The organism is Homoserinibacter gongjuensis (assembly GCF_030161875.1).
Classification (GTDB): domain Bacteria; phylum Actinomycetota; class Actinomycetes; order Actinomycetales; family Microbacteriaceae; genus Homoserinibacter; species Homoserinibacter gongjuensis.
The window spans coordinates 2,459,289-2,485,265 of the sequence record NZ_BSVA01000001.1 but is presented as its reverse complement, the minus strand read 5'-3'; the positions used below and the strand labels follow the sequence as shown (position 1 = coordinate 2,485,265).

Below are 25,977 nucleotides of genomic sequence, written 5' to 3'. Positions count from 1 at the left end.
CTACTCCACGACCTTGCCCACGACCACCGGGATCGCGCCCGTCACGGGCACGATGCCTGAGAGGCGTTCGGGCGCGAGCACCCGTGCGACCTCGTCGGCCGACATGAGGCCGCGCCCCACCACGAGGTCGGCGATGGAGGCGTTCGTGGTGAGCGCCACGTGGGCGAGCGTCGCCGCCTCGGTGTAGCCGATGTAGGGCGTGAGCGCCGTCACGACGCCGACACTCGAGGCGACCTGGCCGGCGAGCCGGGCCTCGTTCGCCGTGATGCCGTCGATGCAGTTGACGCGCAGCGTGCGGCAGGCGTTGGTCATCCACGCGAGCGACTGCAGCAGCGAGTGCGCGATCACGGGCTCGAACGCATTGAGCTGCAATTGGCCGCCCTCTGCTGCCGCGGTGACCGTGGCATCCGCGCCGATGACGCTGAAGGCGACCTGGTTCACGACCTCGGGGATCACGGGGTTGACCTTGCCTGGCATGATCGACGACCCCGCCTGCATCGCCGGCAGGTGGATCTCGCCGAGCCCCGCCTGCGGACCCGAGGAGAGCAACCGCAGGTCGTTGCAGATCTTGGAGAGCTTGACCGCGGCCCGCTTGAGCGTGCCCGAGAGCGTCATGAAGATGCCCGCGTCGGCCGTGGCCTCGATGAGGTCGGGCGCCGTCTCCTGCGGGATGCCGGTGAGCTCCTCGAGGTGGTGCCGCACCGACTCGGCGTACCGCGGGTCGGCGGTGATGCCGGTGCCGATCGCCGTGGCGCCGAGGTTGATCTCGTTGAGCCAGGGCTTGACCTCGGTGAGGCGGTCGTAGTCCTCGGCGAGGGTCGTGGCGAACCCCGCGAACTCCTGGCCGAGCGTCATCGGCACGGCGTCTTGAAGTTGGGTGCGCCCGACCTTGAGCACGTGGGAGAACTCGCGACCCTTGGCACGGAAGCTCGCGGTGAGGTTCTGGTGCTCCTCGAGCAGACGGGTGAGGCTGAACACCATCGCGAGCTTGATGGCCGTGGGATAGACGTCGTTGGTCGACTGGCTGCGGTTGACGTCGTCGATCGGATGCAGGTGCGCGTAGTCACCCTTGGCGAAGCCGAGCTCCTCGAGGCCCGCGTTCGCGATCACCTCGTTGATGTTCATGTTGGTGCTCGTGCCTGCACCGCCCTGGATGACGCCCACCACGAACTGGTCGTGCAGTTCGCCGTTCGCGATCCGCTCGCACACCCGGTCGATCACATCGGCCTTGGTGGCATCCAGCACCCCGAGCTCCTTGTTGGCTCGGGCCGCCGCCTGCTTGACGCGGGCGAGCGCACGGATGAGGTCGGGGTAGTTCGAGATCGCGCGGCGCGTGATGGGGAAGTTCACGAGCGCGCGCGCGGTATGAACGCCCCAGTACACCTCCGCCGGGATCTCGAAGTCGCCGAGCGAGTCGGTCTCCGTGCGAGTGGGTCCGGTGCCTGAGAGCAGGTCGCGGGCCCCGTCGGGGCCGGTCGTCAGGTGGGCTTCACCGTCGACGAACAACTGCTCGGAGGCGGTCATGCCGGTTGTGTCGGGCATCGCGCATCTCCTTCGATGAGTGTGATGCGAGTCTACGGCGGACCCGATCACGGCGAGGCCGTCCGCCGCTCAGAGGGCTCAGAGCCCGACGAGTTCCAGCAGGTGGTCGCCCACGATGAGGTACAGGCCGAAGAGCACGACGACGCCGCACACCGTGAACATCGCGATCGAGACGGGACGCCGCCACGCCGCCTCCCCGTCGCCGAAGCGCAGGCCGAGCGAGAACAGCGTCACGGTGATGCAGGCCGCGACGAGGAGGCCACGAAGACCGTCAGGAATGCCAGCCAGTCGATCATCGGCGCGCCTTCCGCTTCTTCTTCGGTCGCACGAAAACGCCCGGCTCGGGTTGGTGCAGGTTGCGGTGGTCGACGCGCGAGCGACGCGACCAGAGGAAGATGCCCGTGATGGCGAGCACCGCGAGCACGACTGCGGTGATGATGCCGCCGGGCCCGAGGCCCACCAGCAGCGCCGCCGCGGCGCCCACGACGCCCGCTGCCGGGATCGTGATGAGCCAGCCGAGCGCGATCCGGCCGGCGGTGCGCCAGCGCACCGAGGCGCCCTTGCGCCCGAGCCCGGTTCCGATGACGCCGCCGGATGCGACCTGCGTCGTGGAGAGGGCGAAGCCGAGGTGGGTGGAGGCGAGGATCGTCGCGGTCGTGGCCGCCTCGGCCGAGAAGCCCTGCGCGGGTTCGACCTCGGTGATGCCGCGACCCATGGTGCGGATGATGCGCCAGCCACCCGAGTAGGTGCCGGCGGCGATCGCGAAGGCGCACGCCGCGATCACCCAGAACTCCGGCCCCGTGCTGCCCGTCTGGAAACCGGCAGCGATGAGCGCGAGGGTGATGACGCCCATCGTCTTCTGCGCGTCGTTGGTGCCGTGTGCGAGCGAGACGAGGCTCGCGGTGAACACCTGCCCGCGCTTGAAGCCATTGCGTTGCCGTTTGCGCGTGACGGCGTAGGCGATCTTGGTCGCGATGTACGACACGAACCCCGCCGTGAGGGGCGCCAGCACCGCGGGGATCAGGATCTTCGAGACGAGCACCGAGCCGTTGATGACGGCGAAGCCCGCGCCGACGATCGCGGCCCCGATGAGCCCGCCGAAGAGGGCGTGGCTCGACGACGAGGGCAGCCCCAGCAGCCATGTCACGAGGTTCCACACGATCGCCCCGATGAGCCCGGCCAGGATCAGCTCGGGGCCGATCTGCACCCCGCCCTCGCCCTCGCGGATCAGGCCGCCCGAGATGGTCTTGGCGACCTCCGTGCTGAGGAACGCCCCCACGAGGTTGAGCACCGCCGCCAACGCCACAGCGACCTTCGGCTTGATGGCGCCCGTCGCGATGGGTGTCGCCATCGCATTGGCCGTGTCATGGAAGCCGTTGGTGAAGTCGAAGAACAGGGCCAGCGCGATGACGAGCGCGACCAGAATTAGGGGGTCCACTGCGGGTAATCAAAACATGCCGCCGCACCTCGGGCAACTCGTGGGCGGCGCGCTGCCGGCCCAGGCGCCGCCTCTCTCCCCGGATGGGTGGCAGACAGCTCGAGAAACCCCCGGAAGGGGGATGACGTGTCGTGGGCGGTGCCCTCTAGCATCCGGATCGAGGGGTCGGAACCGGTAGGAGAAACGCGCGTGCGCTCCCGCAGGGCGCTGGGCACGATCGCCATCATCGCGATCGTCGTGGCAGCGATCAGTTTCGCCGTGGTCGACATCTCGACCTCGGCCGCGAACGGCTGCCTCGACGCCGACAGCCCCTGCACGGAACGGGCGAGCCCCGTGATCGCCACGGTGTTCGCGATCATCGGCGTCGTCGCCCTGGTGAGCGCGATCATTCCCGCTATCGCGTGGCTCGTGCGCGCGCTTCCCGGCCCGCAACGCTCGCGCGAGACCGACGTCGACTACTCGCGGCGCCCGAGCGCACGCGTACGCGACGACGAAGACGACGACGACGCGGGCCCGCTCACAGGCGGTTGAGCCCCGCGACCCGCACGACCGCGGCGCCCGCCTCGCGCGACGCCGCGAGGTCGACCTGCGCATCGATCCCCCAGTCGTGGTGACCGGCGGGATCGTCGATGATCTGACGCACCTCCCAGCGGTCGGGAAGCTGCCGGATGATGACCCGCGCCGCCGAACGCGCGTCCGGTCCGACGCCGATCGCATCGTGTTCCGCGTAGTAGGCGTCCAGCGCGAGCGGCCACTCGGCATCCGGGTCCAGCGCGACGAGCTCGTCGTCACGCTGCAGGGCCGCGAGCTGAACCCGTCGCCACACCTCGTTGCGCACGAGCACGTGGAAGGCGCGCGCGTTCGTCGTGACGTCCGGCGGAGGCGGCGGCACCGTCTCGGTGGCGCCGCCGGGCCGCCCGACCCCGTGGCGGCGGGTGGCGCCCCCGCGGTCAGCGCCACCCACTCGTCGAGCAGGCTCGAGTCGACCTGGCGCACAAGTTCACCGAGCCATTCGATGAGATCGCGCAGCTCCTCGGTCTTCGCCTCGTCCGGCACGGTCTGGCGCACCGCCCGATAGGCGTCGCTCAGGTAGCGCAACACGAGGCCCTCGCTGCGACCCAGCTGGTAGAAGGCGACATATTCCGCGAACGACATGGCCCGCTCGAACAGGTCGCGCACCACCGACTTCGGCCGCAGTTCGAAATCGCGGATCCACGGCTGACTCGAGGCGAAGGTCTCGTAGGCCTGCTCGAGCAGCTCGTGGAGCGGGCGGGGCCAGGTGATCTCCTCGAGCAGGTCCATGCGCTGCTCGTACTCGATGCCCTCGGCCTTCATCGCCGCGACCGCTTCACCCCGCGCTCGGAACTGCTGCTGGGAGAGGATCGGGCGCGGGTCGTCGAGCGTCGACTCGATGACGCTCAGGGCGTCCAGCGGGTAGTGGGGATCGTCGGTGTCGAGCAACTCGAGCGCCGCGAGAGCGAAGGGCGACAACGGCTGGTTGAGCGCGAAGTCGGGCTGCAGCTCGAGGGTCAGCCGGATGCGGGCGGTTCCGTCGAACCCCCGCCGAGCTGCTCCACGACGCCTGCCGTACGGAGCGTGCGATACAGGGCGATCGCCCGCCGGGCGAGCGCGGCGCGGCGCGCAGGCGGCTCGTGGTTGTCGGTGACCAGCTCCCGCACGACGCGGAAGGCGCTCCCGGGCTCGGATGCCGCGGCATCCGCTCCGGGACGCGACAGCAGTTGCAACATCATGGCCGCCGTCATGCGCAGCGAACTCGCGAGCGGCTCCGGGTCGGCGGCGATGAGTCGCTCGAAGCTCGCCGGGCCCCAACTGACGAAGCCGTCGGGAGCCCGCTTCTTCACGAGCTTGCGCTTGGCCTTCGGGTCGTCGCCTGCCTTCGCCGCGGCACGCGCGTTCTCGATCTCGTGCTCCGGGGCGAGCGCCACGACCTCGCCTGCCGTGTCGAAGCCGGCGCGACCCGCACGACCCGCGACCTGATGGAACTCGCGCGCGGTGAGCTGCCGCATCCGCGTGCCGTCGAACTTGGTGAGGCCGGTGAGCAGCACGGTGCGGATCGGCACGTTGATGCCGACCCCGAGCGTGTCGGTTCCGCACACCACCCGCAGCAAGCCCTGCTGGGCCAGTTGCTCGACGAGGCGGCGATAGCGGGGCAGCATCCCCGCGTGGTGCACGCCGATACCCGCACGCACGAGGCGGCTCAAGGTGGCGCCGAAGCCCGCCGAGAACCGGAAGCCGCCGATCGCGGCCGCGATCGCATCCCGCTGCTCGCGGCTCGCGACGCGAACGCTCGCGAGCGCCTGGGCGCGTTCGACTGCGGCGGCCTGCGAGAAGTGCACGATGTAGACGGGCGCGAGACCCTCGGCGAGGAGCCCTTCGACGAGCTCCTGCACGGGCGTGACGGCGTAGCGGTAGTGCAACGGAACGGGGCGCTCGACCCCCGTCACGCGCGCGACCTCCCGACCGGTCCGACGTTCGAGATCGCCGGCGATCGTCGTCACGTCGCCGAGCGTCGCCGACATGAGCACGAACCGCGCGCGCGGCAGCTCGAGCAGCGGAACCTGCCAGGCCCAGCCGCGGTCGGGATCGGCGTAGAAGTGGAACTCGTCCATGACGACCGAGTCGACGTCCGCATCCGCTCCGCGCCGCAACGCGATGTTGGCGAGGATCTCGGCCGTGCAGCACACGATCGGCGCGTCGGGATTGACGCTCGAGTCGCCCGTCACCATGCCCACGTTCTCGGCGCCGAAGATCGCCACGAGGTCGAAGAACTTCTCGCTCACGAGAGCCTTGAGCGGTGCCGTGTAATACGAGCGTCTGCCCTGCGCGAGGGCGACGGCGTGCGCCGCGACCGCGACGAGCGACTTGCCGGTGCCGGTCGGGGTGCTGAGCACGAGGTGGCGATCGAGCACGAGCTCGAGCACCGCTTCCTCCTGCGCCGGGTACAGGGCGAGCCCGCGTTCGCGCGTCCACGCGTCGAAAACGGCGAGGAACGCATCCGGGTCCCACGGCTGCGGCAGGCGATTCGGCAGCGTGTCGGAGGGCATCTCACGAGTCTGCCGCACGGCGAGGCGTCGGTCCGCGCTCTCGGGCTTGTCCCCAGGCTTGGGGGAGGGTCGTATCTATCGGCGGGTCTACGCGCGCCCATATCATGTCCGACGACGAACGAGTCGTTCTGTCAGGGGAAGCGATCCGAAGGCTGCCCTCTGGAGAACGCAGTGAGGAAGGTATCTCATGGCGGAAGAGGAAGGCCATGTGCCGGCGGGGTGGTACCCCGATCCGCTCGGACTTCCCCAGCTTCGCTGGTGGGACAACCACGCGTGGACCGAGCACACCTCCGACGCGCGCCAGCCGATGGTCGCCCAGGAGACCGTCACGGCGAAGCTGGCGTACGCCGACGATGACGACTTCCTGAGCGCCCAGCCGCGCGAGGAGCTGCACACCGATGCGGATGCCGGGAAGCCGGCCGCCGACCCGGCGTTCGCCGTCGCCGACCCCGTGCTCTCGCTCGAGGCGGCCCCCGCAGCGCAGCTGCGTGCCGAGGACGAGGTCTCGCCCGGTCTCAAGTACGCCCAGGAGAACCCCATCGAGAACGCGCCCACGAGCGCGCCCTTCCTTCTCGACACGAGCTACGACGACCTGCTCGGTGTGCCGATCGACCCGTCCGAGGCGCAGCAGCCCGCCGCGAGCCGTCCGGCCTTCAGCCCCGGACCGGTGTTCGATTCGGTGCCGACCTTCCAGGTCGACCCGAACGCCGCTGCGGGTGCCGGCACCTTCACGACCACGAACTTCGACCCCGCCGCCTTCAGCAACTTCAGCTACACGCCGACGGTGCTGGCCGAGCACGACGCATCCCAGCCGCTCACCCGTCGCGCCGTCATGGCCGAGAACGGCCTCTCGGTCAACACCGGACCCGTGTGGATCATCGCGCTCATGCCGGTGATCATGCTCGTGCTGGCGCTCATGTTCCTCGTGGCAGGCAACGCCGGACGCGACTCGGCGCTCTTCGCAGGCATCATCCTGCTGGGCTCCTACATCGCCACGGTGATCCTCGCGATCGTCGACCGGGTGCTGCTGGGTCGCATGGGGCACACCCGCACCGCCAACTGGGACTGGGCGTTCCTCGGGGCGCCCGTCTACCTCATCGCGCGGATGTCGAACGTCGTTCGCGAGACCGGCCGCGGCCTCCGTCCGTTCCTGACCTGGTCGGCGCTCACGATCGTGCTCATCGGCTCGGCCGTCGCCATCCCCGGCATCGTCATGGCCCTCGCGCCGGGCGTGTTCTCGAACGAGGCCGAGCAGTCGATCTCGGATCAGGCCTCGGCGATCGGCTCGCGCGGCATCAAGGCCACTTGCCCCGACGTCCCGCCGCTGCTCGTCGGCGACACGATGATCTGCACGGCGGTCACGTCCACCAAGGTCTCCAACGTGCAGGTCAGCCTCCAGCGCAAGAACGGCTGGATCGAATGGCGGGTCGACGACTGGGGCCTCTACGCCACCAACCGATGACGATCCGCACCGGGTCGGTCCCGACCCCGCTCAACCCGACAGAACCGCACAGGAGGTGGTCCGCGTGACCGATCAGGCGACACGCGTCGTGCCCGCCGGATGGTACGAGGATCCGTCCGACCCCGCACAGGTGCGCTGGTGGAACGGCATCAACTGGACCGACCACACGCAGGCCAAGCCCGAGCTCGGCGACGACTCCGCCGAGCTCGAGCAGTCGTTCGCCGGCCCCGCGGCCGTGCGGGCGCGCACCCGCATCCGCACGACCTCGACGGCCGAGAGCTGGATCGTCTCGTTCACCCCCGCCCTGCTCGCGGTGACCCTGCTGGTCGCCGCGTGGGCCTGGCTGTACGTGTCGCCCAACGTGCTGTGGCTGGTCGCGGCGCTCGTCGTGACCTACCTCGCCACCGTCGCGTTCGCGCTGCTCGACCGACGCAAGCTGGCGCGCTGGGAGCACACTCCGCCGCCGGCCCTCGCGGCGCTGCTCACCGCGCCCGTCTACCTCGTCATCCGTGCGCTGCGTCTCGCGCGCAGCTGGGGGCAGCTCGTCGCCTGGGCGCTGCTCATGGTCGGGCTCATCGGGTTGCCGGTTGCCGCCTGGTTCGGCGGCGCGCTCGGCAACGTGCAGACGGCTGTCGGCATCCAATCCGAGGTGCGCGACGCTCTCGTCAGCAGTGGGCAGGCGAGCGCTGTCTCGTGCCCGCCTATCGCCGACACCACGACCGTGGGGGCGATCTACAGCTGCGATGTGACCCTCACCGACGGCTCGCACAAGGTGCTGTGGGTCAGCATCGACTCGGATGCGGGCGACTACAGCTACGCCTTCGCCATCAAGTGAGCGCGGGGCGCGGCCGGCTTGACCGCGCTGTCTACCCCATATGCGGGGTTACCCCAACGGGGCTGCAGGCGCCCTGACGGGCTTCCCTAGACTCCCTGTCAGCAGCTGAAGGGGAAGCTGCAGCTCGAGGGGAGGAACTCGTGAGCCTCAGTGCCGCCGCACCGGTCGCCGCCTGGTATCCGGACCCGACCGACACGGATTCGCTGCGTTGGTGGGACGGGCTCGGGTGGACCTCGCATACCCGACCGCGCCCGGCGCAAGTGCCCCAGAGCCTGCCGATGCCCGACCCCGCGACCGCCTACGTTCCTGAGGCGCCGCCGACCACGGCTCCCGTGCAGCCCGAGCCCGTCGCCGCGGCCCCCGCGCCTGTCGCATCCCCGACGCCCGCGGCGCCTGCGCAAGCCGCAGGAGACCCGGCCCAGATCGCCGCCGCGCTCGCTGCCGCTCCCGCGCCTGCCGCCGGCACCGCCGGCATCGCCGCCGCTCCCCCGCCGCCCACGGCCGCCGGTGTCGCGACCGCTCCGCCGGCGCCTGCGCCCGCCGCCGAGGTGCCCGCCGCCGAGACTCCGCTTCCGGATGCCGCTGCCCCGCTTGCGTCCACGACCCCCGCTCCTCCCCTGCCCGCCGTCGACGACACCCAGTCCGTCGCCGCCGCGCGCGCGGCCTTCGCCGCAGCTCAGGCCGAGAAGGCTGCCGCCGCTGCTGCCGCCGCCGCGCAGATCGCCGCGCAGGCCGCGGCGGGCCTCGCGGCCGTCGAGGCGACCGCGAGCACCACGACTCCCGCCGCCCCGGCCGCTTCACCCGCACCTCCGGCGGCCGGCGGCGGCGAGGAGCGCTTCACCTCGGTGGCTCAGGCCCGTGCCGCGTTCGCGGCGAAGACCGCAGCCAAGAAGGCCTCGGCCTCCGCGCCCACCGAACCCGAAGCGCCCGCCGAACCCGAAGCGGCCCCCGCCCTCGTCAACCTCGCCGCGACTGACGACGCGCGTCCCGTCTCGGTGGCCGCCGCACGCGCGGCCGCAGCCAAGGCCAAGGCGGAGGCTGCTCAGGCCGGCGTTCCCGACCAGCAAGTCGACGAGCAGGGCCGTAAGTGGCACCTGCCCAAGCTCCCCTGATCCGGCGTTCCTCGCCCGCGAGGCGCTGCCTCACCCGAACGGGGGACTGAGCAGCGACCCCATCGACGCATAGGCTCAGACGCATCACGGACACAAGTGGGGGCTTGACGTGTCGGACATGATGGGCGTGTCGCCGAGAGCGGCATGGTATCCCGACCCCAGCAATGCGAACATGCAGCGCTGGTGGGACGGGCGTGCCTGGACGGCGTACACGACGCCGATCCCGCCTCCTCCGCCGATGCCCGCTCCGGTCGTGCCGCCCGCGGCGGCCGCGGTTCCCGCGGCGCAGTCGGCACCCGAGCCCGTCGTGCAGCAGCCCGTGGTTCACGAGCCCGTCGTGCAGGAGCCCGTCGCGCAGCAACCGGTCGTTCAACAGCCGGTCGCGCAGCCGCAGCCGGTCGCGCAGCAGCAGCACCCCGGCGCGCAGCAGCCGACGCAGCCGGCCGTAGCGCAGCCCGCCGCACAGCAGCCCGTCGCACAGCAGCCGGTCGCTCAGCCGCAGCCCGTCGCCCCGCCGCCGGCCGTGCAGCCGACACCTGAGGTGCACCGCACCGTCGTCTACGAGCAGAGCGTTCCGGCGGCTACCACTGCACCGGCCGAGCCCGCAGCTGCGAACCCCGCGGCGCAGCAACCCGTTGCTCCGGTCCAGCCACCCGTGCAGCAGGCTCCCGCACAGCAAGCGCCCGTGCAGCAAACGCCCGTACAGCAAGCGCCCGTGCAGCAGGCCCCGCACGCCTCGCAGCGCCTCGCGCCGCCTGTGCCCGAGCAGCGCGTGGCCCCGAGCGTCGCGCCGGCCGCTCCCCTCAGGCGAGCCAGCCCGCGTTCGCGTCGGCGCCGGCCCCTCGCGCCGAGACCGTGCAGCAACCGAACACCCCGCCGGTGCCGAGCACGCCTGCCGTACCGAATGCTCCGACGGTCGCCCACGCAGAGCCCGCCTACCTTTCGCAGCCCGCGCCGAGCCTGCAGGAGCCGAGCGGTGCCGCCGCGGTCGCGCCCCCTGCGGCGTCCCCGTCCGTGGTTCCCGCCGCGGCACCCCAGCCTGCGGCCCGCGTCGACGGCCCCGCGCCCGCCGCACCGCCCGCCGCACCCCGGGTGCCGACCGTGCCGCCCGAGCTGCTCGCGCGCCAGTCGTCCGCGCCTGCCTCCGCACCGGCACCGAGCGTCACGCCGAACGTGCTGCCGCCCGCAACCGAGCCCGCGGCGGCAACCTCTGCCGCGAGTCTCGCATCCGCTCCCCGCCGGCGGCTCCGCCCTCGCTCGCTTCCGCGCCGAGCCTGCCCGGTGCGGCGCCTGAGCCGTCGCAGCTGCCCTCGGCCTACTCCTCGGCTCCCTCGCCTTCGCTGTACGCGTCGGCTCCCGCGCCCGCCGCCCCCGCCCTCGAGCTCGAGGCGGGTCCGTCAGCGCCCGCCATCCCCGGATTCACCCCGGCACCCACGATCCTCGCGCTTCCCGCCTCGCTGGGCGGAGGAGCGTCCTCGAACGCTGCGGCACCGTCAGCGCCGGCCCCCGCGCCGGCCCCCGACGCGTCTCACCCCACGATGGCGCCTCCGGCGACGGTGCCGCCGGTGTCGCAGCCCCCGATCTGACGACGCATCCGCGTCGGACAACGGCGCAGGAACCAATGCCGCCTATCTCGCCGCCCTCGGTCTCATGTCGTCGGGCAACTCGGCGGCCCCCACGACCGGCCCGCAGCCCGTGCCGCTCACCTCGGACGGCGGTCCGCTCGGCACGGCGCCGTCGACCGCTCGCGCGCTCGACCTGACGCCCGACGGCCACGGCGACTTCGGCGCGCCCGTGCATCGCGCCTGAATCGCCGCGCAGGCCTCACGCCGGTGCGCACGCGTCGAGGTCGACCTCGACATCCGGGAGCCCGTACGGGCTGGCCTGCACCACCCGCCCCCGAGGATTGAGACGATCGTCGCGCGCGTAGCGACGCGCGAGCTCCTGGACCGCAGCCGCATCCTGCGCATCGGCAGCCACGACCAGCCGAGCGAGCTCATCCATCCACCGTGCCTCGGCCTCCTGCACCGCCGCTTCCCCGTGCATCGCGCCCCACACGTCCCAGAGCAGCAGCTCGTCGCCGCTTCGGTGCGCGATGTCGCGGATCACGTAGTCGAAGACGAACGAGGTGCCCGCGAACGGAGAACCCGGATGCACCCCGAAGGTGCGCTCATCCGCCTCCCCCGAACGCAATGCGAGCCAGACCTCCGCCGCTGTCGCGAACCCCTCGAGGCCGCCACGCGGCAGGTCGCACGTGTCGAACGGCAGCCACCCCGGCTCGAACTGCGCGTCGACACGCACCCAGCGCGCCCCGTCGTGCACCTCGACAACGACGTGGTCGTAGTGGTATCCCTCGGCGAGGTAGCCCGCGAACCCCACCCGGCTGCGCGCGGGCAGCCCGCGCTCGCGCAAGACCGACACCGTCAGCAGCGTGTAGTCACGGCAGCACCCGGCCACGCGCTCGGCAGGTTCGCGCGGCACGTCGAGGGCTCCGGATGCCGCGCCGCGTCGAGCTCGAGGATGCGCGCAACCCAGCGGCTGTCGATGTCGCTGCGTCGCTCGGGCGGCACCTCGATGCCGTCGGCGCGGTAGTGGTACACCAGGTTGCGCACCAACTCGGTGGCTGCCGCGACATCCGCGTCGACGGGGAGCGCCGTCCACCGCTCGCGCCAGGCGCCGGGGTCGCTGTAGGCCGTGTGCCGCCGAGCGCGCTCGCGTTCCGCATCCATGCAGGCATCATGCGTCACCGACCGCCCGAGTGTCGACCACGCGGGTGCTCAGACGAATCGCACGGCGCCCTGGATGCGGGACCGCAGCTCGAACAGGTCCGTGCCGCCCGTGCCGACTCCCGGGATGCCGGTGCGGATCACATGCGCCAACTGGAGCTGCGGGATCAGCAGCGCGCGCGACCCGCGCACGGAGCCGAGGTCGGCGACGACGGGCGCGTCGGCATCCGGCACGACGATGCCGATGCCCGAGAACTTCACGCGCGCCGCCCGCCCGAAGGCCCGAGCGCGCGCCGAGAGCGCGTGCACGGGCCGGTCACCGGCGACGGCCTGCCCGATGAGCTCCGAGCCCTTCACGCGCACCTCGCCGCCCCAGTCCTCGCTCAGCAGCGCCCACAGACCGGTGGGCCCGAGCACGATGTGGTCGATCTTGCCCGCCGAGGTGTCGACGTCGTGCCACAGGCTGTAGCCGATACCGAGACCCGCGAGTTCGCGCGCCGAGCGCTCCTCGGCGATGGCCGCCGCCAGCAGGTGCTTGACCTGGCGAGGTGCCGAGCGCACGAGCGCCGCGTCGTAGGGGTCGGGCACCTCGACGCCACGGCCCACCCATTCGCGCAGTTCGTCGAGGTAGCGCTCGCGGTACCAGCCACCCGGGTGGCCGCTCGAGCGGGCCTGGGGCCGCGAGTTCGTGCGGGGGCGCGGTGCCGGCGGGGCGTAGGCAGGAGGCGCGCTCGCCGTGCCCCTCAGCCCCCGCGCGTCGTAGGCGGCACGTGCCTCGGCCGTGCCCAGAAGCTCCCAGGCGCCCTGTACGGCGTGGAACTCGGTGACGCGACCTCCGGCATCCGGATGCGTCTCCCGCAGCCTCCTGCGGTACGCACGGCGCAGCTCGTCGTCACTCGCGGTCGCCGACACCCCGAGCACCTCGTACGGAGACGAGGCGAGCGGGCTGTCGGGCACGCATTCGATGGTACGGCGTACCGGCTCCTGCTCGTGTCGCACCGTAGGCTCAAGGGGTGAATCCTCGAGACGAGACCGGCGTGCGTCGGCGCGCGAGTCTCGAGGTGCTGCGTGCCGAGGCGAGCGACGAGCTCACGACCGTCGTGTTCGAGCGGTTGCGCTCCGGCGAGGATCCGTGGGACTTCATGCAGGAACTGCCGACGGTCGACGAACTCGTCGTGCTGACCCTGCGTGCCGAGCTCATCCGCGCCGACAACGAGCGGCGCCCGAGCGTGGAGGTCGACTACCGGATGCTGCGGCAGATCGCGCTCGCCTACCCCGCACTCAGCTCGACCGTCTGGACGCTGCTCGACACCGAACGCACCCGAGGACGCACCGCATGAGCATCGTCGCGATCATCGAGTTCGACGAGGCCGGCGTCGCGACCGGCTCACGGCTGGGGGACGCGGCCACCCCGGTCCTGCGCGTCGACGACCTCGGCCCCACGCGCGGCGACGGGGTCTTCGAGACCGCGAGCCTCGTGCACGGGAACGTGCAGGCGCTCGAAGCGCACCTCGCGCGTTTCGTGCAATCCGCCGCCATGCTCGAGCTGCCGCGCCCCGACGTCGAGATCTGGCGGGATGCGGTACGCGCGGTCGCGGCCTCGCTCACCTCGCAGGGGGTCACGTCCGGGTCGATCAAGTTCGTGCTGACGCGCGGTGTCGAAGGCAGTGGCGTGCCGACGGGCTGGGTGCTCGGCACCGCATCCCCCGACTTCACCCGCGAACGCACCGATGGCATCCGCGTCGTGCTGCTCGATCGCGGCTACCGGCACGATGTGCCGCAGACCGCGCCCTGGCTGCTCGCGGGCGCCAAGACGCTGAGCTACGCCGTGAACCGTGCCGCGCAGCGCGAGGCGGCTCGCCGAGGCGCCGACGACGTGCTGTTCGTCTCGAGCGACGGCTACCTGCTCGAGGGCCCCACGTCGAGCCTGCTGCTGCGCCTCGGCTCCCGCCTCGTGACGCCGCGCGTCGACCTCGGCATCCTCGCCGGCACGACTCAAGCCGATCTCTTCACCTGGGCGGAGAGCGCCGGCTACGCCACGGGCTACGAACTGCTCACCCCCGATGACCTCGAGAGCGCCGACGCGGCATGGCTCGTCTCGAGCGTGCGGCATGTCGCGCCCGTGCGCTCGGTCGATGGTCGGCACCGTGCCGTCGACGGCGAACTCACCGGCCGGCTGAACGCCGCGCTCGACGCGCGCACGAGCTGAGGCGCAACAGGTCGGGCCCGCCCACGACGAAGGGCCCCCGGTCAGCTACTCCGGGGCCCTTCTGTGTCGGTGAGGCCGCCGCGCCCGTGAGCTCTCGGTGCGGGCGTTCATCGCGCTGGGCGGCAGCTCGGTCGTGCGTGGCGAACCATGCGCGTCCGAGACGGCTCCCGTGGTCGGAATCTCCCCCGCGGGGCTCGCGCTCCGCGGAATCCTCCCCGCCTCCGGTCCCGACGAGCCATGCGGCCCGCCGTCGTCGGCTGCGGGATGTCATCCCTTCCACCGGTGCTGCCCCCTGGACGGAACTCACGCTCCGTGTTCCCTGAGGGCCACTCCTCGCATCCGCCGGGCTGACCCGGATGACACGTGAAGATCACCGCCCCGTGCGATTGCGAGCCCTCTGCTTCGAATCTCTCCGTCTGCGTCGGGTTCGCGCCTCATCGGTTGACTAGAGATTACTCAGTCGCCGGTGGCACGCAAGGGGTGAAGTCTGACGAGATGGTTGAAGGTTCCCGGTCGCGATCGAGCCGTTAAATACTGGCGGCGGTGATGCTGTCCGCGATTCCCCATACCCCCGTATCGGAATCGCGATGATGACAGGATCACCGCCGCCTGCTAGTCCCCCAACTAGTGCAGTCATCACGATAGGCGGCGATCGACCCCGCGCTCTCCCCCAGTGCGGGGGACTGACGGGTGACCGCCGGGCGTGGCACGATGCGCGCGCCGCGCACGACGAAAGGCCCCCGGTCGCCGCGTTCCACCGGTGCCGAAACACCGAGGTTCGTCGAGCCCCGAGGGCCTTTCTGTCACCTTCTGGCCGACCCCCGAGGGGATCCGTGCCATCCGGTGAAGACGAGAATACTCATGCCTCACCGGCATGCAAGACGTGAAGTCTCGCTAGATGGTTGAGTGTTCAGAGCTCCCGGACGGCGTCGCTCAGCAACGCCACGAGCGCCTCGAGCTGTACGGAGCCCTCCGCCGCCTCGGCGGTCTCCCCATCGAGGGCGCGGGCCGCGAGGCCCGCCTTCGAATCGATGAGCTCGGCGATGCGGCCGTCGATCGTCTGCGCAGCGATGATGCGCCACGCCGTCACGGGCAGCTCCTGACCGATGCGGTGCACACGGTCGATCGCCTGCGTCTGCTCGGCGTTGGTCCAGCTGAGCTCCGCGAGCACGACGTTCGACGCGGCCTGCAGGTTCACGCCGACGCCCGCCGCGGTCAGCGAGCAGACCGCGACCGCGACCTCCGGGTCGTTCTGGAAGGCATCGATCTCGGCCTGACGCGCCTTGGAGGTCTGGTCGCCGCGGATCGAGATGGTCTTCAGGCCGGCCTTGGCGAAGTACTCCTCCGCCGCATCCATGACGTCGATGTGCTTGGCGAAGAAGACCACCTTGCCGACGTTGCGTGCGAGGTTGACCGTGTAGTCCGCCGCCGGTGTGGCCTTGGCCTGACCGATCCGCCGCACCATGGTGAAGACGTTGTCGCCCGAGCTGCCGCCCTGCTTCGATTCCTCGAGCTCGGCCGCCGCGACGAGACGGATGAGATCCGCCGTATCGGCATCCGGGCGCGCCGCCCGCAGCCGGCGGTACCGCTCGAGCAGTCGCGCGATGAGTGCACGCTCGGCCTCGCGGATCGACCGCCCCGCTTCTCCGTCGAGCTCCACGGGGATGTCGGCGATGCGGCGAGCCGGGATGTCGGCGGCCACGTCGACCTTCTTGCGGCGCACCATGCCCATCTCGATCACGACCCGACGAGCGGCCGAGAAGAACCCCGGATCGACCGGGGTGAGCTCGGTCTCCTCGAGCGCCGCCATGAGGCCGGGGAGGGGCTTCTTCTCGTCGATCCAGCCGAGGAACTGCCAGATCATGCGGAAGTCCTCGATCTGGTTGATGAGAGGCGTTCCGGTGAGCGCGATGAGCAGCGGGTCGGGCGTCTGCTGGCGGATCGACTTCGACAGCGCCTGCACGTTCTTCGAGCGCTGCGAGTCCTTGTTCTTGATGAAGTGCGCTTCGTCGACGATCATGCCGCGGAATCCGCGGCGCGACAGCCACGCGACGTGCCGGTCGAGCACCTCGTAGTTCACGATCACGATGTCGGCGAAGGCGTCGATGTCGTCGCCGTCGCCGTGCACGACCGTCGAGGTGCGATGCGGAGTCCACTTCTCGACCTCGCGCGACCAGTTGACCTTGACGACGTTCGGCACGACGACGAGCAGCGGGTAGGCGTTCGCGACGTCGGCCGCGAGCAGTGCCTGGGCCGTCTTGCCGAGGCCCGGCTCATCGGCGAGCAGGTAGCTGCGGTGACCCTCACGGGCCGATTCCACGAAGCGGGCCTGGTGACGCATGAGCTCGAGCCCGCCCGGCGTCGCGAGCGAACGCGCCTCGGGGAGGTCCATCGTCGCGGCGCTGCCGCCCGCCCCCATCTCGAAGGAGCGGAACAGCGGCTCGATGAGCTCCCAGTTGTCGAGACGGCCCCGTGTGACGGGCGCCGGCTTCTGATACGCGCTGAAATCCGGCGCCAGGAAGGGGTTCGACATCTGGTACTGCCGCACCGACTGCGGCACCACCTGGCGTTCCTCGACGACGGGCTTGGCTTCCGGCTCGGTCACCACCACGAGGTCTTCGGGGGCCAGCGGTGTGCCCGCCTCGATGAGCAGGGCGCGGCGCACCTCCTGGGCGGCCGGGCTCAGGGGCGCGGTGTCGGTCAGCAGCTGGATGAGGCTCGCGTCGCGCGCGGCCGTCTTGGCCATGATCGTCGCGATGCCGTCGAGCCGCGTCAGCTCCTTGGCGCGTTCGGCGTCGCCGAGGGTCGCATCCGCCTTGATGCGGGCACGCTCCTCCCGCGCGAGCACCGCGACGACGCGGTAGCGCACGCGATTGGACGCGTTGACCTTGCCGCGCTCGGCGGCGTTCTCGATGCCGCGCACGACGCGTGCGAGCACGGGGATGATGCCCGTCTCGTCCTGGTGGGCACGCCGCCGCTGCGCCGTCTTGGCGCCCGACTTCGTACCGGTACGGGTCTTCTGGCCGGATGTGGCCATCGTTCTCCTCGAGGGCTGTTCACCCCATCGCGACGGAGTGCGTCGCGGCTACGTGTGATCCGGCGGTGCGCCGGATCGGATTCTCGGTGCAGATCGCCCCCGCGACTCCCCTGATCCGGCTTGGCCGGCGGGGCGGTGGGCGCATTCAGTCTAGCGTACCCACGGCTCCCGGGTGCGCATCCGACATGCGGAGACATCGTGACGCAGCCGGGCCGTTAGGGTTGCGGTGTGCTGACGACCGCCGCCCGTGCCTACGCGCGGTGCTGGCCGGCATTGCTCGCCTGGTTCCTGCTGGGGTGGACGGCGCGCCTCCTGCTGCTGCGCGTGGCCGCCTCGGTGGGCAACGAGCTGCCGATCGTGGGGCAGCTCATCCTCCCCTGGCGGTCATCGCGCGACTCGCGAGCTACGTGGCGATGTTCCTCGTGCTGCGCGCCGCCCTTCCGACCGTCGCCGATGCCGAAGCACCACCGGAGGCGGGACGCCGGATGCGGTTCCTGCGTCGCTGGGGAGCGGCGATCTCGGCCGCCATCCTCCCCTTCTTTGTGATCTATGCGGCGTGGGGCATGATCTCCGAGGACTCGCGCGACTACGCCGCCGCGGCGCTCGACCAGGCGGATGTCTGGGGCGGGCAGTCGATCCGTGCCCTCGACGTCGTGGTCGACGTATGGTCGATCGGGCTCGTCGTGGTCGCCTTCGTCGCCCGCTGGCTGCTGCAGCGGTTCGCGGAGCGCCTTCCCGGCTGGACGAGCGTCGTGGCCGCCTACCTCGAGGCGGTATGGGTGCTCGTCGCCCTGCTCATCGTCCGCGAACTGCTCTCCGGCGTGCCCGGCTGGTTCGCCACGCGACGGATGTTCGCCCCGATCGTCGACGTCGTCGCCACGTGGCGCGACGAGCAGCCCTGGTTCCGCTGGGTCGGGGATGCGCTCTCCTGGCTTGTCACGGAGCTCGGCGACGTCGTCTTCCAGCCGCTCGCCTGGGTGGCCCTCGCCGCCATCGTGTACGCGGGGATCGCGACGCGCACGGGCACGACGGCGAACGTGCGCGTCGCGCGTGCTCGTGCGGCGGTGACGCAGCGCTGGTCGCGACTGCCCCGGCGCCTCCGCGCGCTGCTGACGACGGCCACCGGGGGCTTCCAGGAGCGCTGGCTGCCGATCGCCGGGTCGCTGCGGATCATCTGGTCGGCGGGTCCCCTCGCCCTCGGCGGCTTCCTGGCGAGCTACGCCATCGTGCATGCCGCGGGCGAATGGCTCGCGATCGGCCTCATGCGCGCCCTCGGTCCGCACGAGTTCCTGTTCTGGACGGCGATCGACGACCCGATCGACCTCCTCGTCGTGGCCCTCGTCATCCCGCTGCAGCTGACGCTCGTGGCCGCGGCCTACGACACCGCGCTGCGGCGCTCGATCGTGCCGGCCGCAGCATCCGACGACGACGGCCGCGCCGAACAGGTCACGACAGACGAAGGTGGAAGGCCCGCGGCAGCTGATCGGGCGTGAACGCCTCGATCACGACCGCGTCGGCGGCATCCTCGGGGATGAGGAAGGTCACCTCGAAGGGGAACGGCACCTCGGCCCACGAGCATCCCGTCGGCACGTCGTCGGGAAGGTCCCTGCCCGGGAAGTAGTCGGTGTCGGTGTATCCCGGGGTCCATCGGCGGTCGCGGTCGGGTTCGACGAGTTTGACCGAGCAGCGGAACTCCTCGGATGCCGCGCCGGCGTCGAGTTCGAGGGTCACCGAAACCAGTGCGGTTCCCTCCGGCACCGCATAACGCTCGCCCGCCGGCGAGTCCCACGGTGCCATCCAGCTGTCGACGACGCGCAGCTGCGCCCCGCTCAAGTCGGCGCGCTGCCCGGGCTCGACGGTCGTCACCACGCTCGGCCGCGAGCCGAGGTAATCGACCGCATCGATGCTGAGCGCTGCGACGACCGCGGCGGGAACCAGCACGAGCAAGGAGAGCAGCGCCCACCGCGAGCGTCGCCACCAGCCCACCCGCTCGGTCACCACGCTGTCCGCTCCTCGGCGCGATCTCGAACTCCGTCTCGTGCGCGAGAGCCGTCAGGTCGAGCTCCGTCTCGATCACGGTGATGAGCCGCGTGTCGCCGTCGTCGGCGAGCCGCACGATCGCGTGCCGGGCAGCGGGCTCGTCGACGAGGTCGGCGGGGATCTCGAAGACGAACGAGCCGGCGAACGGCAGGCCGGGATCGAGCACGGCTGCGTGCATGGCGTCGCTCCCGGGGCGATTGCTCGCGACCCAGGTGCGGTCGCCGACGTGCAACATCGCGTAGGCGAGCGAGGGGTTCTCGGTCGTCGCCATGCGGGCGCGCACGACGAGCCAGGTGCCCGCCGTCTGGCCCGTCCAGTCGTCCAGGTGCACCGTGTCGGCGAGCACCGCGTCGTCGACGGCGCCCTGCAGTCCGCGCCCCTCGCCGACCTCGCCGAGCGGCACTCGCACGGCGAACGGAGCGAAGCCGAGCTCCTCCTGCGGCTCGGTGCGCGCAGCCACGAATGCGAGCGTCACGAGCAGGAGCGCACCGACGATCGCGAGCGGTTTCGTCAGGACTGCCACGCGTACTCCAGCTCCGACGAGGGCCGCGGCACGACCGTCGTCTGCACGACCACCCGCTCGTCCCGCCACGCGGTGCCGCTGAACAGGATCGCGCGATCCGGTCGCCCATCGATCACCCCGAGGGTGATCGGCTCGCCCGCCGAGACGGATCCGGTGGGCACCTCCCAGCGCAGCAGCACCTCCATGTCGACGCCCGGCGGCATCGCGGTGAGGTAGGTGCCATCCGCCGCGGCCCGAACGAGCGCGGAGCGTTCGAAGCTCTCCAGCCCGTCCAGCGCGTCGAAGGTCATGACCGTGCGCGACTGCGTGTCGGCCTCCCGCCACTCGTTGCGCAGCATGGCGCGGACGACCACGAAAGTTCTGCCGTCTTCGGGGGTGTCGTAGTCATCCGGCAGCACCTCCCCCACCCAGGCCTCCTCGACGCGCACCGTGTAGTGGGTGCCGAGGTAGGTCTCGCCCACGTCGAGCTGCGGGATGACGGCGCTCTCGAGCTCGACCGTGTCCCATCCGCCGAGCGGGATCGCGACGAGGGTGCCCGCGGCGACGGCGAGCACGACGGCACCCGTGATGACCGTCGCACGACCAGGACGTCGCCGTCGCGAAACCGCGGCGGGTGCGGGGCCGGAATCCGTCATCGACGGGTTCCCTGGTCTCCCGTCGGCACCTTGATGAGCACTCCGGCCACCACGAACGCGAGGATCGCGAGGTACTGAGCACCCAGCCACAGCGGACCCTCGAACCCGAAGGGCACCACCGGGTTCCACAGCACGCCGACGCCTGCGAACACCGGCAGCCACCACCACTGTCGCCCCCGGATCGCGAACACGAGCACGATGAGCGCCAGCACCGCGACGCCCCAGCTGGTGTAGGTGAAGCCGACGTCGCCGATGAGCGCGATGCCCACGAACAGCACGACGCCGGCGATGAGACCGGGCGCGAGGGCGGGACGGATGAAGCCGCGGTCGCCGTAGCGCGATGCGGGACGCGGAGAACTCACCCCGTAAGGCTATCGACCACCGGCCGACGTCGCGTGCTCGGGCACGCTCGTGCTGCCCGTGCCCGCGCGCTCCCTAGGATGCAGACATGAGCGACGCCCTCGAACGCTTCCGCGAACTGCTGCGGTTCCCCACCTATTCGCACGACGGCGCCTCCGGGGGTGCCGAGGCGTCCGCCGGGTTCCAGGCCGCGCTCGAGCGCAGCTTCCCGCTCGTGCACGAGCGCCTGGAGCGCGAACTCGTCGCCGGACGCAGTCTGCTGTTCCGCTGGCCGGGAGCGGACGCTGCGGCAGCATCCGTGCTCATGGCCCACCAGGACGTCGTGACGGTCGACGACCCCGACCGCTGGACGCATCCGCCTTTCGACGCCGCGCTCGTCGGCGAGGGCGAGGAGGCCGCGGTCTGGGCGCGCGGTGCGCTCGATGACAAAGCGGCCCTCGCCGCGATCCTCGAGGCCGTCGAGTCGCGCCTCGCGGCGGGCTTCACCCCGCGGGGCGACGTCTATCTCGCCTTCGGTCACGACGAGGAATCGGGAGGCACCGGCGCGGATGCCATCGTGACGTTGCTCGCGGATCGCGGCGTGCGCCCGTGGCTCGTGATCGACGAGGGCGGCGCGGTCATGGATGCGTTGCTGCCGGGTCTCGGACCGACAGCCGTGGTCGGCGTGACCGAGAAGGGCATGATGAACGTCGAGCTCGTGGTCGAGACGCCGGGGGTCACGCCGCCATCCCGCTGCCCGGCGGATCGACGGCCGTGCTCGCACGCGCCGTCCTCCGGCTCGAGAACCAACCCCAGGCCCCGCACCTCATCGAACCCACGATCGGGCTCCTGGAGGCGCTCGGGGCGCGGATGGGCGGCATCCGCGGCTGGATGCTGCGGCACGCGCGCACCTTCGGCGGCCCCCTCGCGAGGACCCTCGCCCGAACGAGTCCGCAGCTCGCGGCGATGACCCGCACGACCCGGGCCGTGACTCAGCTGCGGGGCTCCTCGAGCATGAACGTCATCCCGGAGCGCGCGAGCGCGACCCTCAACGTGCGGATCCTGCCCGGCGAGACCGTGCAGACGGCCCTCGCCGACATCGAGCGCGTCGTCGACGACCCGGCGGTGCAGGTACGCCTCATCCACGGCGCAGACCCCGCCCCCGTTTCCCCCGCATCCGGGCCCGCGTGGGGTGCGATCTCGGCGAGCATCGTCGAGGTCTTCCCGGATGCGGCGGTCGCCCCGTACGTCATGCTGCAGGCGAGTGACTCGCGGCACTTCGCGCGCATCTCCGACAACGTCTACCGCTTCCTGCCGTTCGACCTGCGACAGGAGGAGCTGCAGTCGATCCACGGCATCGACGAACGCATCCGGGTGTCGAGCTACGCGCGCGCCGTCGCGTTCTTCGACGCCCTCGTCGGGCGGCTGTAGGCGGATCCCGACCCATCCTGTCGTGGAGGACGGTCAGGTGCCGGGCGCGGTCTTCGCGATCCAGCCGTCGAGCTTGGAGGGCTTGTCGGTCACGATGCCGTCGACGCCGTAGGCGAGCGCCTCCGACCAGCGCTTCTCGCTGTTGAGCGTGTACACGAGCACCCCGAAGCCCGCCGCGTGCATGCGCTCGACGGCATCCGGGTCCATCTCGAGCGAGGTCGGGGTGGTCAGGATGGCGATCGCCTCGTAGTAGCTCACGAGGGCCACGGGGTCATCCGGCAGGTCGCGCTTGATGATGACGCGCGGGATGGCGGGGGCCGTGTGAGCGAGGTGCGCGATCGTGCTGAGGTTGAAGCTCGCGAAGACGATGCGGTTCTGCACCCCGCGCAGGTAGATGGCATCCAGCACGGTGCGGACGCCCTCGGGCGACCAGTACCCCTTGAGCTCGACGAGCGCCTTCTTGCGCGTTCCCATGAGCGCGTCGGCGAACTCGTCGAACAGCGGCACCTGGGTGCCCGCGAACTCGGGCGCGTACCAGGAGCCCGCGTCGAGCGCCCGGATCTCGGCGAGCGTGAGGTCGGCGACGGCGCCGGTGCCGTTCGTCGTGCGATCGACGGTCTCGTCGTGCATGAGCACGGCCACGCCGTCGGCGGTGAGCTGCACGTCGGTCTCGACGAACTCGAGACCGGATGCGAAGGCCGCCTCGAAGGCCGCCATCGTGTTCTCGGGTGCGTGCGCCCGATCCCCCGGTGACCGGCGATGAAGGCCGGCTCCCCGGTGCGCGCAGCGACCCCATCATGTTGGTCGCGTAGACGCTCACGGCATCCGGTACGAGCAGCAGCACGGCGACGAGGGCGAGCGTGACCACCGCGGATGCGAAGGTCCGCCGCACAGGATGCGTCACCATCGACACGTCTGCTTCCGACTCGGGTTCCCCGCTGGGTTGCGAAGTGACCCGACTGTAACACGAACGTTATGGTTCTGTTACCTAGACAGGACGGGTCTCGAGACGCGTCGCTTGGTTTCGCTCCTCGACTCGCTCAGGTGCCCGCGGGGTGAGGAGCGGCGCAGCCGCGTCTCGAAACCAGCGCCGTCAGATGAGCGACTTGGTGTGCCAGACCGTCTTGGTCTCGGTGTATGCCAACACGCGATCGAGGCTCGCGGCGGGAACCCCCGGCTCGGGGCGCAGCACGCGCTTGAGCGTGTCGGCTGCCGAGATATCGAGGTCGACCCACTCGAGCTGCCCCGCTCCCGCGAGATCGAGCGCGTTGACGTCGGCATGCGACGCGAGCCACGGCGCGAGCTCGGCCGGCGAGCCGGTGAGCACGTTGACCACGCCGCCGGGCAGGTCGCTCGTCGCGAGCACCTCGGCGAGGCTGATCGCCGAGAGCGGGTGCGCCTCGTCCGGCACCACGACAACGGCGTTGCCCGCGACGAGTGCGGGCGCGACCACGCGCACGAGGCCGAGCAGGCTCGCCTCGCCCTGCGGCGCGACGACGGCGACGACACCCGTCGGCTCGGGCACCGAGAGGTTGAAGAACGGCCCCGCGACGGGGTTTCCGGCGCCGGCGACCTGCACGAACTTGTCGGCCCATCCGGCGTACCAGACCCAGGTGTCGATCGCCGCGTCGACCTGACGTCGAGCATCGGCGACCGAGACCCCCTCCGACGCCGCGATCTCCTGCGCGAACTGCTCACGGCGCCCCTCGAGCACCTCCGCAACCCGGTAGAGCACCTGGCCGCGGTTGTAGGCGGTCGCCCCCGCCCAGCCGGACACCGCCGCGCGCGCGGCGACGACCGCGTCGCGGGCGTCCTTGCGGGATGCCAGCGAGGCGTTCGCGAGGAACGCACCGTCGGCGGCACGCACCTCGTAGCTGCGGCCCGACTCGCTGCGGGGGAACTTGCCGCCGATGTAGAGCTTGTAGGTCTTGGGGATCGTGAGGCGGGTCACTTGGACTCTCCCTTCTTGGCGGGGCGGCGGCTTCGAGACGCCCGCTTCGCGGGCTCCTCAGCCACCTCGACGCGACCGGCGCCCGACCGACGCTTCGCGGGCTCCTCAGCCACCTCGACGCGACCGGGCTGCAGGTAGGCGGAGAGGCCGTGACGGCCACCCTCGCGGCCGTAACCCGACTCCTTGTAGCCGCCGAACGGCGAAGCGGGGTCGAAACGGTTGAACGTGTTGGCCCAGATGACACCCGCACGCAGCTTGTCGGCGACCGCGAGGATCTTCGAGCCCTTGTCGCTCCAGATGCCCGCCGAGAGGCCGTAGGGCGTGTTGTTGGCCTTGGCGATCGCCTCGGCAGGCGTGCGGAAGGTCAGCACCGAGAGCACCGGGCCGAAGATCTCCTCGCGCGCGATCGTCGACGACGTCTGCACATTCGTGAAGATCGTCGGCGCGAACCAGAAACCGTTCTCGGGGATCTCGCACGGCGCCGTCCAGCGCTCGGCGCCCTCCTGCTCGCCGAGGTCGCTCAGGGTGCGGATGCGCTCGAGCTGCTCGGCCGAGTTGATCGCGCCGATGTCGGTGTTCTTGTCGAGCGGGTCGCCGAGCCGCAGCGTCGTGAGGCGCTGCTTGAGGCGGTCGACGACCTCGTCGTGGATCGACTCCTGCACGAGCAGCCGGCTGCCGGCGCAGCACACATGACCCTGATTGAAGAAGATGCCGTTGACGATGCCCTCGACCGCCTGGTCGATGGGCGCGTCGTCGAAGACGATGTTAGCGGCCTTGCCGCCGAGTTCGAGGGTGACCTTCTTGTGGGTGCCCGCAACGGCCTTGGCGATCTCGCGGCCCACCGCGGTCGAGCCCGTGAAGGCGACCTTGTCGACATCCGGATGCCGCACGAGCGCGGCGCCCGTCGCACCGGTGCCGGTGACGATGTTCACGACGCCCGCCGGGAGGTCGGCCTGCTGCAGGATCTCGGCGAACAGCAGCGCGGAGAGCGAGGTGGTCTCGGCAGGCTTCAACACGACGGTGTTGCCGGCGGCGAGGGCGGGCGCGATCTTCCACGCGAGCATGAGCAGCGGAAAGTTCCACGGGATGACCTGAGCGGCCACGCCCAGGGCACGCGGGTTGGCACCGAGCCCCGCGTAATCCAGCTTGTCGGCCCACCCCGCGTAGTAGAAGAACCAGGCGGCCACGAGCGGCACGTCGGTGTCGCGGCTCTCCTTGATGGGCTTGCCGTTGTCGAGCGACTCGGCGACCGCGAGCTCGCGCGCACGCTCCTGCACGAGCCGTGCGATGCGGAACAGGTACTTGCCGCGATCGGCGCCCGACAGCTTCGACCAGACCGTACTGTGGGCGCGGCGCGCGGCGGCGACGGCGTCGTCGACATCCGCATCCGAGGCGATGGCGATCTCGGCGATGCGCTTCTCGGTAGCGGGCGAGATGGTGGCGAAGGAGCCGCCACGCCCGTCGCGGAACTCGCCGTCGATGAAGAGGCCGTAGGAGTCCCGGAGGTGCAGGATCGCGGTCGACTCGGGCGCCGGGGCGTAGTCGAGGAAGCCGCGGCCGGAGGGCTGGATGTCCTTCATATGAATCGTGTCCTTTGTGGGGGTTTCGATACGCCGCTTCGCGGCTACTCAA

22 protein-coding genes and 4 pseudogenes are annotated in these 25,977 nt (G+C 71.1%); 11 read left to right on the top strand and 15 right to left on the bottom strand.

Going from position 1 to position 25,977, the window contains the following annotated elements; all coding sequences use genetic code 11:
- The 3 genes from QQK29_RS13355 to QQK29_RS13345 all read right to left on the bottom strand — a co-directional run bounded on the left by QQK29_RS13355 (position 1) and on the right by QQK29_RS13345 (position 2,980).
- Complete coding sequence (locus tag QQK29_RS13355) at positions 1–1,542, bottom strand: aspartate ammonia-lyase (RefSeq protein WP_284300980.1); 1,542 nt, start codon at positions 1,540–1,542, stop codon at positions 1–3.
- Positions 1,543–1,620: 78 nt separating this feature from the next.
- Entirely contained in the window at positions 1,621–1,776 is a 156-nt protein-coding gene (locus tag QQK29_RS13350; RefSeq protein ID WP_284300979.1) for a hypothetical protein, read from the bottom strand.
- A 58-nt stretch (positions 1,777–1,834) separates the two neighbouring features.
- Positions 1,835–2,980 (bottom strand): inorganic phosphate transporter, encoded by a 1,146-nt coding sequence (locus tag QQK29_RS13345; protein WP_284300978.1) that lies wholly within the window; start codon positions 2,978–2,980, stop codon positions 1,835–1,837.
- 189 nt (positions 2,981–3,169) lie between these two features.
- Here QQK29_RS13345 and QQK29_RS13340 point away from each other — a divergent pair, with 189 nt between their 5' ends.
- A complete protein-coding gene (locus QQK29_RS13340) occupies positions 3,170–3,511 on the top strand; it encodes a hypothetical protein (protein ID WP_284300977.1) in 342 nt (113 codons plus the stop codon).
- Here QQK29_RS13340 and QQK29_RS13335 read toward each other — a convergent pair.
- Positions 3,498–6,045 (bottom strand): annotated as a pseudogene (locus QQK29_RS13335) (DEAD/DEAH box helicase). The gene QQK29_RS13340 and the pseudogene QQK29_RS13335 sit on opposite strands and share 14 nt — an antisense overlap.
- A gap of 187 nt (positions 6,046–6,232) precedes the next feature.
- Here QQK29_RS13335 and QQK29_RS13330 point away from each other — a divergent pair.
- The 4 genes and pseudogenes from QQK29_RS13330 to QQK29_RS13315 form a co-directional block, all read left to right on the top strand.
- Entirely contained in the window at positions 6,233–7,507 is a 1,275-nt protein-coding gene (locus QQK29_RS13330; RefSeq protein WP_284300975.1) for a DUF2510 domain-containing protein, read from the top strand.
- Between the two features lie 64 nt (positions 7,508–7,571).
- A complete protein-coding gene (locus QQK29_RS13325; protein ID WP_284300973.1) occupies positions 7,572–8,342 on the top strand; it encodes a DUF2510 domain-containing protein in 771 nt (256 codons plus the stop codon).
- A 140-nt stretch (positions 8,343–8,482) separates the two neighbouring features.
- Positions 8,483–9,454 carry a DUF2510 domain-containing protein gene (locus tag QQK29_RS13320; protein WP_284300971.1) on the top strand — a complete coding sequence of 324 codons (972 nt, stop codon included), beginning with the start codon at positions 8,483–8,485 and terminating at the stop codon, positions 9,452–9,454.
- Between the two features lie 118 nt (positions 9,455–9,572).
- Positions 9,573–9,680 (top strand): annotated as a pseudogene (locus QQK29_RS13315) (DUF2510 domain-containing protein); the annotation flags it as partial.
- Positions 9,681–10,389: 709 nt separating this feature from the next.
- On the opposite strand, the gene QQK29_RS13310 reads toward QQK29_RS13315, so the two are convergent.
- Positions 10,390–10,620, bottom strand: coding sequence for a hypothetical protein (locus QQK29_RS13310; RefSeq protein ID WP_284302075.1), 231 nt, complete (start codon positions 10,618–10,620; stop codon positions 10,390–10,392).
- Between the two features lie 484 nt (positions 10,621–11,104).
- Here QQK29_RS13310 and QQK29_RS13305 point away from each other — a divergent pair, with 484 nt between their 5' ends.
- Positions 11,105–11,263, top strand: a complete 159-nt coding sequence (locus tag QQK29_RS13305) for a hypothetical protein (RefSeq protein ID WP_284300970.1) — start codon at positions 11,105–11,107, stop codon at positions 11,261–11,263.
- 15 nt (positions 11,264–11,278) lie between these two features.
- Here QQK29_RS13305 and QQK29_RS13300 read toward each other — a convergent pair whose 3' ends face one another.
- From QQK29_RS13300 to QQK29_RS13290, 3 genes are read right to left on the bottom strand one after another with little or no spacing between them, the layout of a single operon-like run.
- On the bottom strand, positions 11,279–11,935 hold the full coding sequence (locus QQK29_RS13300) for a transglutaminase-like domain-containing protein (RefSeq protein ID WP_284300968.1): 657 nt from the start codon (positions 11,933–11,935) through the stop codon (positions 11,279–11,281).
- Positions 11,878–12,183, bottom strand: coding sequence for a hypothetical protein (locus QQK29_RS13295; RefSeq protein WP_284300966.1), 306 nt, complete (start codon positions 12,181–12,183; stop codon positions 11,878–11,880). The genes QQK29_RS13300 and QQK29_RS13295 overlap by 58 nt, the downstream gene beginning before the upstream one ends.
- 48 nt (positions 12,184–12,231) lie before the next feature.
- Positions 12,232–13,137: a DnaJ domain-containing protein gene (locus QQK29_RS13290; protein WP_284300964.1), complete on the bottom strand. Its 906-nt coding sequence runs from the start codon at positions 13,135–13,137 to the stop codon at positions 12,232–12,234.
- Positions 13,138–13,193: 56 nt separating this feature from the next.
- Between QQK29_RS13290 and QQK29_RS13285 the strand changes: the two genes are divergently transcribed.
- Together QQK29_RS13285 and QQK29_RS13280 are read left to right on the top strand one after the other, a co-directional pair.
- Positions 13,194–13,520, top strand: coding sequence for a tryptophan synthase subunit alpha (locus QQK29_RS13285; protein ID WP_284300962.1), 327 nt, complete (start codon positions 13,194–13,196; stop codon positions 13,518–13,520).
- Entirely contained in the window at positions 13,517–14,389 is an 873-nt protein-coding gene (locus QQK29_RS13280) for an aminodeoxychorismate lyase (RefSeq protein ID WP_284300960.1), read from the top strand. Before QQK29_RS13285 ends, QQK29_RS13280 begins: the two co-directional genes overlap by 4 nt.
- A gap of 910 nt (positions 14,390–15,299) precedes the next feature.
- Here the strand turns inward: QQK29_RS13280 and QQK29_RS13275 are convergent.
- Positions 15,300–17,426: a DEAD/DEAH box helicase gene (locus tag QQK29_RS13275; RefSeq protein ID WP_284300958.1), complete on the bottom strand. Its 2,127-nt coding sequence runs from the start codon at positions 17,424–17,426 to the stop codon at positions 15,300–15,302.
- 407 nt (positions 17,427–17,833) lie between these two features.
- On the opposite strand from QQK29_RS13275, the gene QQK29_RS13270 reads away from it, so the two are divergent.
- On the top strand, positions 17,834–18,919 hold the full coding sequence (locus QQK29_RS13270) for a hypothetical protein (protein ID WP_284300956.1): 1,086 nt from the start codon (positions 17,834–17,836) through the stop codon (positions 18,917–18,919).
- On the opposite strand, the gene QQK29_RS13265 is transcribed toward QQK29_RS13270, so the two are convergent.
- The 3 genes from QQK29_RS13265 to QQK29_RS13255 form a co-directional block, all read right to left on the bottom strand.
- Positions 18,873–19,427 carry a hypothetical protein gene (locus tag QQK29_RS13265; protein WP_284300953.1) on the bottom strand — a complete coding sequence of 185 codons (555 nt, stop codon included), beginning with the start codon at positions 19,425–19,427 and terminating at the stop codon, positions 18,873–18,875. The two genes, QQK29_RS13270 and QQK29_RS13265, sit on opposite strands and share 47 nt — an antisense overlap.
- A 549-nt stretch (positions 19,428–19,976) precedes the next feature.
- A complete protein-coding gene (locus QQK29_RS13260; protein ID WP_284300950.1) occupies positions 19,977–20,624 on the bottom strand; it encodes a hypothetical protein in 648 nt (215 codons plus the stop codon).
- Positions 20,621–20,986 carry a DUF6804 family protein gene (locus QQK29_RS13255; RefSeq protein WP_284300948.1) on the bottom strand — a complete coding sequence of 122 codons (366 nt, stop codon included), beginning with the start codon at positions 20,984–20,986 and terminating at the stop codon, positions 20,621–20,623. Before QQK29_RS13255 ends, QQK29_RS13260 begins: the two co-directional genes overlap by 4 nt.
- 86 nt (positions 20,987–21,072) lie before the next feature.
- Here QQK29_RS13255 and QQK29_RS18100 point away from each other — a divergent pair.
- Positions 21,073–21,561: pseudogene (locus QQK29_RS18100) on the top strand (M20/M25/M40 family metallo-hydrolase); the annotation flags it as partial.
- Positions 21,562–21,572: 11 nt separating this feature from the next.
- Entirely contained in the window at positions 21,573–22,394 is an 822-nt protein-coding gene (locus QQK29_RS13245; RefSeq protein WP_348533872.1) for a peptidase dimerization domain-containing protein, read from the top strand.
- Between the two features lie 33 nt (positions 22,395–22,427).
- Here QQK29_RS13245 and QQK29_RS13240 read toward each other — a convergent pair.
- From QQK29_RS13240 to QQK29_RS13230, 3 genes and pseudogenes are all read right to left on the bottom strand, one after another.
- Positions 22,428–23,144: pseudogene (locus QQK29_RS13240) on the bottom strand (glycerophosphodiester phosphodiesterase); the annotation flags it as partial.
- A gap of 343 nt (positions 23,145–23,487) precedes the next feature.
- Positions 23,488–24,345, bottom strand: coding sequence for an aldehyde dehydrogenase family protein (locus tag QQK29_RS13235; RefSeq protein WP_284300944.1), 858 nt, complete (start codon positions 24,343–24,345; stop codon positions 23,488–23,490).
- Positions 24,342–25,925 carry an aldehyde dehydrogenase family protein gene (locus tag QQK29_RS13230; protein ID WP_284300940.1) on the bottom strand — a complete coding sequence of 528 codons (1,584 nt, stop codon included), beginning with the start codon at positions 25,923–25,925 and terminating at the stop codon, positions 24,342–24,344. Before QQK29_RS13230 ends, QQK29_RS13235 begins: the two co-directional genes overlap by 4 nt.
- Positions 25,926–25,977 lie beyond the last annotated feature (52 nt).